The 11,638-nt window shown below is 69.8% G+C and carries 12 protein-coding genes; 2 read left to right on the top strand and 10 right to left on the bottom strand.

All coding sequences use genetic code 11. The annotated features are described in order from the left end of the window. Nucleotides 1-18: 18 nt before the first annotated feature. On the bottom strand, nt 19-1,122 hold the full coding sequence (locus CPH93_RS03795; protein WP_096211940.1) for an NADH:flavin oxidoreductase/NADH oxidase: 1,104 nt from the start codon (nt 1,120-1,122) through the stop codon (nt 19-21). A gap of 160 nt (nt 1,123-1,282) precedes the next feature. Between CPH93_RS03795 and CPH93_RS03790 the strand changes: the two genes are divergently transcribed. Beyond that, nucleotides 1,283-1,654: an ArsR/SmtB family transcription factor gene (locus tag CPH93_RS03790; protein ID WP_006601796.1), complete on the top strand. Its 372-nt coding sequence runs from the start codon at nt 1,283-1,285 to the stop codon at nt 1,652-1,654. Between the two features lie 64 nt (nt 1,655-1,718). On the opposite strand, the gene CPH93_RS03785 is transcribed toward CPH93_RS03790, so the two are convergent. Beyond that, nucleotides 1,719-3,092: an FAD-dependent oxidoreductase gene (locus CPH93_RS03785; RefSeq protein WP_173909709.1), complete on the bottom strand. Its 1,374-nt coding sequence runs from the start codon at nt 3,090-3,092 to the stop codon at nt 1,719-1,721. Between the two features lie 213 nt (nt 3,093-3,305). On the opposite strand from CPH93_RS03785, the gene CPH93_RS03780 reads away from it, so the two are divergent. Next, nucleotides 3,306-4,352, top strand: a complete 1,047-nt coding sequence (locus CPH93_RS03780) for a DUF6214 family protein (protein ID WP_096211938.1) — start codon at nt 3,306-3,308, stop codon at nt 4,350-4,352. 189 nt (nt 4,353-4,541) lie between these two features. Here the strand turns inward: CPH93_RS03780 and CPH93_RS03775 are convergent, their stop codons facing one another. From CPH93_RS03775 to tal, 8 genes are all read right to left on the bottom strand, one after another. Beyond that, nucleotides 4,542-5,189, bottom strand: a complete 648-nt coding sequence (locus CPH93_RS03775) for a TetR/AcrR family transcriptional regulator (protein ID WP_093487112.1) — start codon at nt 5,187-5,189, stop codon at nt 4,542-4,544. Between the two features lie 369 nt (nt 5,190-5,558). Next, nucleotides 5,559-5,981: a PP2C family protein-serine/threonine phosphatase gene (locus tag CPH93_RS03770; protein WP_231977169.1), complete on the bottom strand. Its 423-nt coding sequence runs from the start codon at nt 5,979-5,981 to the stop codon at nt 5,559-5,561. Between the two features lie 90 nt (nt 5,982-6,071). Further along, nucleotides 6,072-6,911, bottom strand: coding sequence for a RibD family protein (locus CPH93_RS03765; protein WP_159394959.1), 840 nt, complete (start codon nt 6,909-6,911; stop codon nt 6,072-6,074). Nucleotides 6,912-6,954: 43 nt separating this feature from the next. Further along, nucleotides 6,955-7,692: a GTP cyclohydrolase I gene (gene folE, locus CPH93_RS03760; protein ID WP_093487118.1), complete on the bottom strand. Its 738-nt coding sequence runs from the start codon at nt 7,690-7,692 to the stop codon at nt 6,955-6,957. Nucleotides 7,693-7,910: 218 nt separating this feature from the next. Beyond that, a complete protein-coding gene (locus CPH93_RS03755) occupies nt 7,911-8,255 on the bottom strand; it encodes a DUF488 domain-containing protein (protein ID WP_371126859.1) in 345 nt (114 codons plus the stop codon). Continuing rightward, the gene (locus CPH93_RS37550; protein WP_443031429.1) at nt 8,149-8,538 is read right to left on the bottom strand and encodes a SpoIIE family protein phosphatase; all 390 of its coding nucleotides are present in this window, start codon (nt 8,536-8,538) and stop codon (nt 8,149-8,151) included. The genes CPH93_RS03755 and CPH93_RS37550 overlap by 107 nt, the downstream gene beginning before the upstream one ends. Nucleotides 8,539-9,010: 472 nt before the next feature. Next, on the bottom strand, nt 9,011-10,261 hold the full coding sequence (locus tag CPH93_RS03745) for an NAD(P)/FAD-dependent oxidoreductase (RefSeq protein ID WP_096211935.1): 1,251 nt from the start codon (nt 10,259-10,261) through the stop codon (nt 9,011-9,013). 196 nt (nt 10,262-10,457) lie between these two features. Beyond that, nucleotides 10,458-11,573, bottom strand: a complete 1,116-nt coding sequence (tal, locus tag CPH93_RS03740; RefSeq protein WP_096211934.1) for a transaldolase — start codon at nt 11,571-11,573, stop codon at nt 10,458-10,460. Nucleotides 11,574-11,638: the final 65 nt, after the last annotated feature.

Below are 11,638 nucleotides of genomic sequence, written 5' to 3'. Positions count from 1 at the left end.
CGCGCGCGGCCGACCCGCTCAGGCGGCCCGGAGGTACTGCGGCGGCACCGTGAGCTGCGCCCCCAGCTCCCGCGCCGCGTGCTGCGCGAAGCTCGGGGTGCGCAGCAGCTCCCGGCCGAGCAGTACGGCGTCGGCCTGGCCGTCCGCGAGGATCTTCTCCGCCTGCCGCGCCTCGGTGATCAGACCGACCGCGCCCACCGCGAGACCGCTCTCCTTCTTCACCCGCTCCGCGAACGGCACCTGGTAGCCGGGGCCGGTGGCGATCTTCGCGTCCGGCGCGTTGCCGCCCGTGGAGGTGTCCAGCAGGTCGATGCCGCGCTCGCGCAGATCACGGGCGAAGCGCACGGTCTCGTCGGCGGTCCAGCCCACGCGCGCATCGCTCGCGTCCTCGGTGAGCCAGTCGGTCGCCGAGATCCGGAAGAAGACCGGCAGGTCGTCGGGCCACACCTCGCGCACGGCGTCCACGACCTCCCGCGCGAGGCGGGTCCGGTTCTCGTACGAACCGCCGTACTCGTCGGTGCGCCGGTTGGTGAAGGGCGAGAGGAACTCATTGATCAGATAGCCGTGCGCCCCGTGGATCTCGACCACCTCGAAGCCCGCCGCCAGCGCCCGCCGCGCGGTGGCGGCGAACTGCCCGACGATCTCGCCGATCTGCGCCACGGACAGCTCCGCGGGGGCCTGGTAGCCCTCGTCGAACGGCACCGGGCTCGGCCCGACCGGCTCCCAGCCGTAGCGCTGCGAGGGGAGGATCGGCCCGCCACGGTTCACCCAGCCGCGCTCGGTGGAGGCCTTCCGGCCGGCATGCGCGATCTGGATGCCCGGAACCGTCCCCTGTGCCTTGAGGAAGCCGGTGATGCGCCGGAACGCCTCGGTCTGGGTGTCGTTCCACAGCCCGAGGTCGTACGGGCTGATGCGCCCCTCGGGGCTCACCGCGGTCGCCTCCGCGAGGATCAGGCCGGTGCCGCCCACCGCCCGCGCGGCCAGATGCTGGAAGTGCCAGTCTCCGGGCGCGCCCACGTCCGGGCCCTCGGGGGCCGCGGAGTACTGGCACATGGGCGCCATCCAGAGGCGGTTCGGGACGGTCAGCGAGCGGAGGGAGAGGGGCTCGAACAGTGCGCTCACAGCAGACTCCTGTGCCTGGGGAGGAGTGGGTCCGGTCGGATCCAGGCTCATACGATAAGCGTCGTACTACGGTGGATGTCAAACTACGATGCTTCTCGTACAATGGGCGGGCGGGCGCACCAGGACGGACCGAGCCCCGCAGAACGAGTCAGGAGCCGTGATGCCGACCGAAACGACCTCCACCCGTGCGCCGTCGGGCGCCCGGTCGCTGGAGCACCCGGACCGGGCGGACATCCGGCTGGCCGACGTGCTGCATGCGCTGGCCGACCCGATGCGGCTGCGGATCGTCCGGGTGCTGGCGGCCGCCGAGGGCGAGCTGAACTGCGCGGACATCGAACTCCCGGTCAGCAAGTCGACCTGCACCCACCACTTCCGGGTGCTGCGCGAGCACGGCGTCATCCACCAGCTCTACCGCGGCACGGCCAAGATGAACGGGCTGCGCCGGGACGATCTGGAGGAGCTCTTCCCCGGTCTGATCGACAGCGTGCTGCGGGCGGCGGATCTCCAGGCCGACCGCCTCGGGGAGGAGTGAACGGACCGGTCCGGTCCGGTGATCCGGGGCGGATCAGCCCGGCCGCGCCCGTCCGGTCGGTGACTCACCCGTTCGCCTGTGCCGCCGCCAACAGCCCCGCCCAGTCCGGGAGCTTGACGGTGCCGCGCCCCAGACCGTGACCCCAAGCGGCCTCGGCGGCCTCGATGGCCAGCCAGCCCGGCCAGGGAACCGGCCGCTGTCCCGCTCGTGCCAGCGCCGCCACCGGATCATCGGCCGTGTGGCGCTCCGCCAGCATCGGGGCATCCGCCAGCAGCGACGAGGCGGTCTCCTTCGCGCACGGCCGGTTGGTGCCGATCACGCCCGTGGGCCCGCGCTTGATCCAGCCCGCTACGTAGACACCGGGAAGCGGTGCCCCGTCCCGCAGTACCCGGCCGGCCAGATGCGGCACGGTCCCGGTGGCATCGTCGAACGGCAGGCCCGGCTGCGGCGTCCCCCGGTAGCCGACCGACCGCAGCACCAACTGCCCCTGGATGTCCTCGAATTCACCAGTTCCCGTGACCCCGCCACGGCCGTCGGGCGCGGTCCGCTCGAACCGGACGGCGCGCACCCCCGAGGCGTCCCCGAGCACCTCGGCCGGCCGCAGGAAGAACCGCAGATGGATGCGGCGCCGGGCCCGGGCCGCAGGCGCCGCGTCCGCCGGACCGGCCGCCGTCTGCTCCGCCCAGCCGCGCAGCACCGCGACGTTCCGCCGTGCCACCGCGGGCAGCTCGCCCGGATCCCGGTACGCCGGATCCAGCGCCAGCTCCTCGGGCCGGACGCATACCTCCGTATCCGGCAGGGAGCCCAGCTCCCGCAGCTCCTTGGTGGTGAACTTGGCCTGGGAGGGGCCGCGTCTGCCGACCATCCAGACGTCCTCGACGCGGCTGTCCGCGAGCGCGCCGAGCGGTCCCTGCGGCATATCGGTGGCGGCAAGCTCGGCGGCGCCGCGCGAGAGCATCCGCACCACGTCCACCGCCACATTCCCCACGCCGATCACGACCGCGGACCGCGCCGCGAGCGTGAAGCGGACCGCGGCCGCATCCGGATGTGCGCTGTACCAGGCGACGAACTCGGTCGCCGGGTGGCTGCCGGGCAGCCCCTCACCGGGGATGCCCAGATGCCGGTCGGTGGCGGCGCCCACACAGAACACCACCGCATCGAAGATCTCCCGCAGCTCCTCGACGCCCAGCCCCGGCGCCCCCGCCTCGACATTGCCCAGGAAGTGCACCCTGGGGTGCTCCAGGACCATCCGCAGATTGTTCTGCAGCGACTTGATCTTCTCGTGGTCGGGCGCGACGCCGTAGCGCACCAGGCCGTACGGGCAGGGCAGCCGGTCCAGGACGTAGACCTCGATGTCCGGGACGGCCTGCTGCTCGATCAGGGACTGGGCGGTGTAGACACCGCTGGGTCCGGAACCGATCACTGCGACACGAAGCACGGTGGCCCCTTCTGCGGGATACCCCCAGGGTCGCACCGGTGGGCGCGCGACGGGAGATGCGCTATCGGGGTTGCTCCCGGTGGGATGAGCGTGCCGCGCTACTGGGCCGGGTGAGCTGGAGGCTAGGTTTTCAATGTGTCGGAAAGTGACTTTTATACCGTTAATCACCGATATGAAGCCCAGGGCGCGCCACTGGAGTGGCCCACATGGGAGGTGCGGGCGCACGGTTCTGCCGCGCCCGCCTCCGAGTCCGCCACCCCGTACGATCCGGCCGGCTCCGACGGTTCCGGGTGCCCGCTGCCCCGGCTCGATCCGCTGGGCCCGTGGTGCAGCGCCCGGCTGACCTTCGCCGACGGCGCCCGGATCGATGTCCTGGTGACGGTCTCCGACGAACGCCTCACCGTCGAGGACGTACGGGCCGACCCGCCGCTGACCCTCGCCGCCCTCGCCGGCCTGGCCCGCTGGATCGAAGGCCCCCTGGACGACGCCTTCCGGGCGGCCACCGGGCGCCCGCAAAAGGCCCGGCCCACACCCCGCCAGCCCGGCCCCCCGGCTGTCCCGGCGGCGGGCGACGAGGCGCTGCCGGCCGGCCCGCAAACGGAGCCGGCCGACGACGCGGCGCCCCGGCCGGCGTCGGGCCCCCGGCCGCCTTCGCCGCACCAACCGGTGCCGCCACCACAGCCGGTGCACGGGCCGCTGCCGGAACGCGAGCCGGAACCGGCGGGTGCCGGGGCGGGGGAGGGCCCGGCACCTTCGGTGACGGAGGCGGCGGCATCGGGGGAGGCGCCGGCGGGGGCGGCGGGCACGGTTCCGGACGACGGCGCGGTCGATCCGACGGCATCGGGCGCCGGGCGTCTCGCCGAAACGTCCGACGGGCCGTCGGCCGAACTGCCCGCCGACGCCTCTGCCGCACCACCCGCCGAACCGTCCGCCGAGCCGTCCACTCCGTGCGCCTCGGCCTCGCCGTCCACGTCGTCCACGGCTTCCGCGTCCTCCACGCCCGGCACTTCACCGCCGCCGTCCGCGCCCCCCGCCGCCGTCCCGCCCCCCGAGCGGACGCGCTCCGCCGTCCTCGCCCGGTCGCGGTCCGGTGAGCGCCGCAGGATCGCCGCGGACGCCTACCGTCAGGCCCAGCAGGAAGGGAGCGATCCGGTACTGGCCGTCATGCTGGCCACCGGCCGGAACCGCCGCAGGTCGCTGCGGCTGATCGCCGGCGCCCGCGACGAGGGTCTCCTGACACCACGTCACAACAAGCGCTAGCGGGGCGACACCAGGACGCCGGACCGCCTTCGCCCGCATCCGCCCGCGCCGTGACGGTGACCGGTCGAGGCTCCGTGCGGTGCACCGTGGCCGGACAACCGGCCTTCCATGGCGCCGGTTTCGGCCTGCGAGGCTGCGGTGATCCGCACCGCCGGCCGCCCGCTCTCACCCCGGCTCATCGCTGACCGGCTACCCCCGTACGGGTCCCCGCGAGCGCGCCACCCGGGGCGGTTCCTCGCCCGGAGGGAACCCCAACTCCCATTCCAGCTCGTACCGTTGGAACAACTCGGCGCGCAGTCGCACGCGCGGCATCGGCGCGCCCGGCAGTAGCATCGGCACCACTGCGCCCATCAACAGGGCCCTCAGCAGCGGATAGTCGGCGTCGGGATCCGGCGATCCGTACGCCACGACCGTCTCGCGCAGCAAGTGCGCCAGCCGTTGCTGCTCGGGGCACTGGATGAACCCCTCGGCGGTCAGAATTCCCGCCATGTGCGTCCGCATCAGCAACGGCCGGTCATGTGCGAGCCCCAGGACGGCATCGATGGCCCGGGCCAGCAGCTCCCGCCCGGCGTCCGGTCCGCTGGGCCGCGGCTCCCGCTCCAGCGCCTCCTGCAGGGTCAGATGCATCAGCCGGTGCACGGCCGACTGGAGCAGTTGGCGCTTACCGGGGAAGTAGTAGGAGATCAACCCCCGTGCGGTTCCGGCCCGTTGGGCGATGTCGCCGAGTGTCGTGGCCTCGAATCCGCGCTCCCCGACCAGCTCGACCGTCGCCCGCAGCAGCCGCTCCCGGGAGCGCCGCCGCAATTCTTCATTGACCGATGCGCTGCGGGGGGACATCCTGATACTCCTGCGTTGACTGGCTGAGAGCCAATATACTCAGGACGACTCCGGATATCCGTCCCAGGACAGGAATCCGGTCAAGCTGCCCGATTCGGGCGACGCGGGGGATCGCCCGAATTGGGTAAGGGCTGGGCCGGGGTCGGCCTCGCAGCCTGCGTTTGCAGGTCAGGAGGGCTAACCCCGGCTCGCGCCGGTTGGGGTGGCGGGCTGCGTCGGGAAGCCCTCTTCCCGGACTGGCTGGCCTGTGCTTCGGCTATACCGCCCGCTGTTCGGACGTCTCAGCGATGAAGCCCTTGCACCGGCTGAGTCGCTGGCGGCGGCGCGTGCCAAGACGGACCCCTCGGAGGTGGACGGTTGGACTGTCCGTCACCTCGACGGTCGAGGTCCGGAAGTAATGGCGTTTTCAGTCGCTTTGGACTCCGTGTCATCCCTGAATCGATCAATGACGAGTACCGCCACGTCGTCTGTCAGCTGCCCCCGGGTGTGGCGGATCAACACCTGATGCAGCCACTCCAGGAACTCCGGCGGTGTACAGGCAGGCGCTGCTTCCAGCGCTTCGGGGAGAGGGAAGAAGTCGTTGTCGATGTTGCGTGCTTCGACCACTCCATCGGTGTACAGCAGGAGACGGTCACCCGGCGCGAAGACATAGCTGTCCGGCCCAGCGGTAGGGCTGTTCATGAGGTCTTCAAGGCCCAGAGGAGGTCGTGGCGAGGCAGGGTGCAGCGCTTCGATCTTGCCCCGGCGCAGCACCAGCGGAGGGGGCGGACCGCAATTGACCACCTGGATCACTGATCCGTGCAACACCTGGAAATCCAACCCCGCTGGTGGACGGCGACATCGCCCGCCCGCAGTCGGAGGTTCGGCGTCGGCTCCTCGGCGTCAATCGGCCATTGCTGGGCCGTCGTTTGCGCGGGGGGCCCGGAGGCGATAGCGGAGGAAAAGATACGAGCCCCGTCGCCGTGCACTGATCAGATCGGTCCACGCTGGCCGGTTCGGCAGTAGTTCGATCCCGGCGACCAGGCCGGGTCGGGAGGTGTCGGCACGGCCGGCGAGTACGGGGGACGTCGTGAGGAACACTTCATCCACCAAGCTCTCACCGAGCAGGTGACCGATGAGGTGAGGCCCGCCCTCGGTGAGCACCACGGTGTGCCCGTGGGAGTGGAGAGCCGCAAGGACGTCATCCATGCGGAGGGTGGATCCTTCGACTGCGGTGAGTAGCGAACATGCGGCCGGAAGGCGTCCGTCCAGTCGGCGGGCGCCGTCCAGCGTGGTGGCCACGCGCGCGCCTGACTGCAGCGCTGGGTGCTCGGTGGGCAAGTCGCCGCTCGCGCTGACGACGACCAGTTCCGGCTGAGCGGCGCGTCCCAGGCTCCGCCGCAGTTCGGCGAAGGCCGGGGCGGCTTGTGGACAGACGTGGTCGGGTGTCCACCGGTGGCGGGGCGTGGCTCGGAGCGTGCCGGCCCCGATGAGTACGGCGTCGGCGCACGCACGCAGCAGCCCCATAACGAATCGGTCCGCAGGCTCACGCCCGCTGATCGCCGAGCCGGATGACGGGTATTCGGGACCGAGGGCGACCACTCCGTCAAGGGAGGTGACGAAGTTCGCGTACAGGCATGGCGAGGTGAAGCCCAGATCACCGCCGTAGGCCGTGGCGAGCGCCGGAGGCAGGCTGAAGTGGGGCTGCCCGGCCTGCTCGTACAGCAACTCCAGCGGATCCACAGTTCCTGGAGGTGTTCCGCCGGCGGGGTGCGGGGTGGTGTGCTCAGCCAAATCCGGCCGGTCCCCGTTGGCCGCACAGCGTGAAGAATTCGGCACGCAGTTGCGGATCCTCGTCGTAAGTGCCGCGCCAGTGGGTGGTACGTGTGCTGGACTCGATCTCCCGTACGCCGCGCATCTGCGTGCACAGATGCACCGCTTCCAAGTGGACCGCGACGCCGTGCGGTTGAAGGATCTGTTGGAGTGATTCGGCGAGTTGGCGGCCGATGCGCTCCTGCATCGAGAACCGGCGGGCGAACAGCCGCACCAGTCTCGTCAGCTTGGACAGTCCGAGGATGTGCTCGTGGGCGATATAGCCGACATACGCTTTGCCGAAGAAGGGCAGGCTGTGGTGCTCGCACAGAGAGAAGAACGGGATCGGTCCTTCGATGATCTGACTGATCCGGCAGTCCGAACCGCCATGGCATTCGGTCTCGAACGCGGTGACCAGCTTCTCGTCGCCTTCGTACCCGCTGGTGGCGTCGAAGAGGGCGCGGAGGAAGCGGCGAGGCGTGTCGGCTGTGGCCGCTGACTCAGCCGCCAGGCCCAGCGCCTCGAAGATCTCCTTCAGGTATTCCTCGAACCGTTGCCACTCGTCGGGGGTGATCTGCCGCGGGGAAACGGCCGCCCACTCGATCTCGTCCGTGATGCGTACGAGCCGTTCGCCGACCATCCCTGCGACGGGTGGCGGACCGTGCATGTGCTCGGATGCATCATTCATATGCAGCCTCAAGGTGGGATGCATGTCTCACTGGAGCTGGCCGCTTCCATTATCGACCGTTCTCTGTGCGAGCGCTGGATGAGCCAGGGATGCCTCCCGCGCCAGCTCACTGAGGTGCTGGTCAGGGCATCGGTCCGCTGCTGGCTGGGGTGCTCCGAAGCCGGTCGGTCCTGCTGCCTTCCTCGACGATGCGGGTGCCCCCGCGGATGGTCATCTGCCGCGATGAGTGCGGACGCATGCTGTCAGCCCCGGAGCAGCTCGGCGAGCACCTCGGCTTCGCTGATATCGGGGTGCTTGGTTGCGGTGAGCAGTGTCAAGGGCCGGTTGTCGGCGAGGTCGCGCAAGTGCGCCAGCGCGTCTGCGTGCTGGGGATCTTGGAGCTCGGTCCGGTAGCGGCGGCTGAACTCCGCGAATCGCTCGGGGGCGTGGCTGTACCACTTGCGCAGCTCCGTGGACGGTGCGACCTGCTTACACCATTCGTCAAGGTGGGCCTTCTCCTTGGTCATTCCCCGGGGCCAAATCCTGTCGACCAGCACCCTGGCGCCGTCGGCCTGCCCCGGATCCTCGTAGACGCGGCGGACGTTCACCGTCCTCTTGTGTGCCATGACGCGCCTCCTCCTGAGTTGGGCACTCCGCTCCTTGCGGGGTCACGCGTAGTAACGGGAGACACCCTCGTACCGCACGACTTCGTCCGGTCCCGGATAGGCCACCAACACCGGAAGGCCGGTTGCCGGCGAGTTCCCAGGGGGAGATGTCCGCCCATGTCCGCAGGCGCTCTTCGAGGGGGTAGAACGTGCCCGTGCTGTTGCGGGCCTCGGTGACGCCGTCGCTGCAGCTGATGAGGGTGGCGCCCGGGGGAAGGGAAACCATGCGACGATCCTGCGATGACATAGGCAATCGGCGCCCTGACTGAACTTCTGAGAGATGGCTCGACATCGCTCTCGGCGCGCGACGTGAGTGGCGCGCCGGGCACACGGGCCGCGACACGTCTGCGGATCACGTATCCAGGTTCCCGCAGTCCACCCGGTCGCCGCAACGTGGGTGAAGGGTCTCCGGCCGCGCCGGCCAGAGGAGTCCTCCACGTCGCGGTCGTCGCGTACAACGGCCCATCAGCCGCATCAAGGCGAGTCTCTCCCTGGGCGCGGATTCATCGTCGCCGTAGCCACAGGACAGCTCGAAGAGATGAAGTAGCCAGGCCGCGGTTGAGCTGTGAGTGACCGCAGCCCTACCACGAGCCACATGGCGGGCGGCCCACAGCCCGGGATTCGCGACCTGGAAGGAGGCAGTACAGCCCGGCTCCAAGGAGCGGCCATCCTGTGCATCAGGCCAGCCCCTTCCCGTGTTATGCCGTCGAGTCGGGACGGTCCAAAAGTTCGTCCAGGGGGACATCGGGGTCGGCGAGCCTGGCGCGGTCGATCTGGTGCCTGGAGGTGACGAGGCTGCGGATCGGGTCCGTGACGTCCCAGACGTTGACGTTCATGCCGGCCAGTACCCGGCCCTCGGCGAGCCAGAAGACGATGAACTCGCGGGTGTCTCTCTGGCTGCGGAAGACCACCTGGTCGTATCCGCCGGGTTCGACGTACCCGGTGTACTCCATGCCCAGGTCGTACTGGTCGGTGAAGAAGTACGGAACGCGGTCGTAGCTTACGTCTTGGCCCAGCATCCCCTTGGCCGCGACCTGGGGCTGGTTGCGTGCGTTGGCCCAGTGTTCGACACGGATGTGCTTGTCGAGCAGCGGGTGGAAGGCGTTGGCGACGTCCCCCGCGGCGTAGATGTCCGGGTGGGAGGTGCGCAGGTGGGCGTCGACGCGGATGCCGTTGTCGACGTCGAGGTCGGCGGCTGCGGCGAGTTGGGTGTTGGGCGTGATGCCGACCCCGACGATGACCGCGTCGGCGTCGATGCGGCTGCCGTCGGCCAGCAGCACACCGTTCGCCCGGCCATCAGCCCCGGTGATCTCAGCGACTTGGGCACCGAAGCGCAGGTCGACTCCGTGGCCGGTGTGCAGGTCGGCGAAGATCTGGGCCACTTCGCGGCCCAGCACACGCAGCAGGGGTAGTTCCGCCGTCTCCAGCACCGTGACCTCCGCGCCGGCCGTGCGGGCGGCGGCTGCGGTCTCCAGACCGATCCAGCCGGCGCCGATCACCGCGATGCGGGATGCGGACGCAAAGGACTCTTTGATGCGGTCGCTGTCGGCGAGCCGGCGCAGGTAGTGGACCCCGTCGAGGTCGGCTCCGGGCACCGGCAGGCGCCGCGGTGAGGAGCCGGTGGTCAGGAGCAGCTTTGCGTAGCCGAGCCGGCTGCCGTCAGCGAGCGTCACCCGATGTTCGGCCGGGTGGATCGCGGTGACGGTGGTGCCCAGGCGCAGCTCGACGTCATGCTCGGCGTACCACTTGGGAGGGTGGACGTAGACCGTCTCACGCTCGTCCTTGCCCAGCAGGTAGCCCTTGGAGAGCGGCGGTCGTTCGTAGGGGCGCTCGCTCTCCTCTCCGAGCAGCACGACCGGGCCGTCGAAGCCTTCTTCCCGGAGGGTTTGTGCTGCCTTCGCACCAGCCAGGCTGGCTCCGACGATCACGAATGCTGTGTTCGCGGCCATGTCCTCTCCTCTGCTGGGTTGGCTCGACCAATGGCGGTGTGCTCGGCGAGTTGGTTCCCGCCGGCGTCGCATGTGGTAAGTCCATCGTCGTCGATACCGCTGCGCTGCGGGCGGTTGAGGTGTTCCCGGTGTGTCTGTCGATCGGTGGTCGCAGGAGGTTGCTCCGCCGGGATCGTGCGGTCGGCGACCGGCTGCATCAGGCGGCGGCGCGCTTGGTGTGCAGTTCGGTATTCAGTTGCTCGAACAGCTCGTTGCCGGAGGCCGTGAACTTGCTGATGCCCTCATCCTCCAACACACGCACCACGTCGTCATAGGACACGCCGACAGCCTCCAGGTCAGCGAGTACCTGGTGGGCTGCCGCATAAGTGCCATGGACGGTGTCGCTCTGGATACGGCCGTGGTCCACGACCGCGCGCATTGTCTTTTCCGGCATGGTGTTGACGACTCCCGGCGCCACCAGTTGGTCGACGTAGCGGGTGTCGTCATAGGCGGGGTCCTTCACCCCGGTGGAGGCCCAGAGCGGGCGTTGCGGGCGCATCCCGGCCGCCGTCAGGGCCTTCCATCGATCTGATGCGCACGCCTGCTCGAAGTTTTGGTAGGCCAGGCGGGCGTTGGCGATCGCGGCCCGGCCGCGCAGGGCCCGCGCCTCCGGCGTGCCGATCTTGTCCAGTCGGCTGTCGACCTCGGTGTCCACCCGGCTGACGAAGAACGAGGCCACCGACGCGATGGACGCCAGGTCACGTCCCGCCGCATGCGCCCTGCCCATGCCGTCCAGGAAGGCGCGGAGCACCTGGTCGTAGCGGTCCAGAGAGAAGATCAACGTCACGTTGATACTGATGCCCTCGCCGAGCGCCGTGCTGATCGCTTCCAGGCCCTTCTGCGTGGCAGGGATCTTCACGAACATGTTCGGCCGGTCCACCAGCCACCACAGGGCCCGTGCCTCGGCGACCGTTGCCGCCGTGTCGTGGGCGACGCGCGGGTCCACCTCGATCGAAACCCGACCGTCCACCCCGTTACTGGCCTCGTACACCGGGCGCAGCACGTCGCAGGCCCAGCGGACGTCGAATGCGGTCAGCAGCCTGGCGGCTTCCTCGACCCGAACCCCCCGCCGGGCAAGATCGTCTACCTGCTCGTCGTAGTGGGAACCCGAGCGGATCGCCTTGGCAAAGATCGTCGGGTTGCTGGTGATGCCCACTACCTGCTGTCCACGCACCAAGTCGGCCAGCTGGCCACCGGCGAGGCGCTCCCGGCTCAGATCATCCAGCCAGACCGCTACGCCTTCTGCGGCCAGCCGGTCCAGGTTCTCACTCATGATCTTCTCCCTTGCGTCGCTTCGGGCGATGCCCTCTACGTGCTACCAGGATCGTCTGCGGGCGG

Origin of the sequence: Streptomyces sp. 2323.1, assembly GCF_900221035.1 — a bacterium.
Lineage (GTDB): Bacteria > Actinomycetota > Actinomycetes > Streptomycetales > Streptomycetaceae > Streptomyces > Streptomyces sioyaensis.
The sequence above is the reverse complement of the archived record's forward strand: the minus strand, read 5'-3'. Positions and strand labels throughout refer to the sequence as shown.

Excerpts from the sequence above, each read along its gene's own strand:
- CPH93_RS03790 (WP_006601796.1), top strand. The coding sequence starts at position 1,283 with ATGCCGACCGAAACGACCTCCACCCGTGCGCCGTCGGGCGCCCGGTCG.
- CPH93_RS03775 (WP_093487112.1), bottom strand. The coding sequence starts at position 5,189 with ATGTCCCCCCGCAGCGCATCGGTCAATGAAGAATTGCGGCGGCGCTCC.
- folE (WP_093487118.1), bottom strand. The coding sequence starts at position 7,692 with ATGCATCCCACCTTGAGGCTGCATATGAATGATGCATCCGAGCACATG.
- CPH93_RS37550 (WP_443031429.1), bottom strand. The coding sequence starts at position 8,538 with ATGGTTTCCCTTCCCCCGGGCGCCACCCTCATCAGCTGCAGCGACGGC.
- CPH93_RS03745 (WP_096211935.1), bottom strand. The coding sequence starts at position 10,261 with ATGGCCGCGAACACAGCATTCGTGATCGTCGGAGCCAGCCTGGCTGGT.
- tal (WP_096211934.1), bottom strand. The coding sequence starts at position 11,573 with ATGAGTGAGAACCTGGACCGGCTGGCCGCAGAAGGCGTAGCGGTCTGG.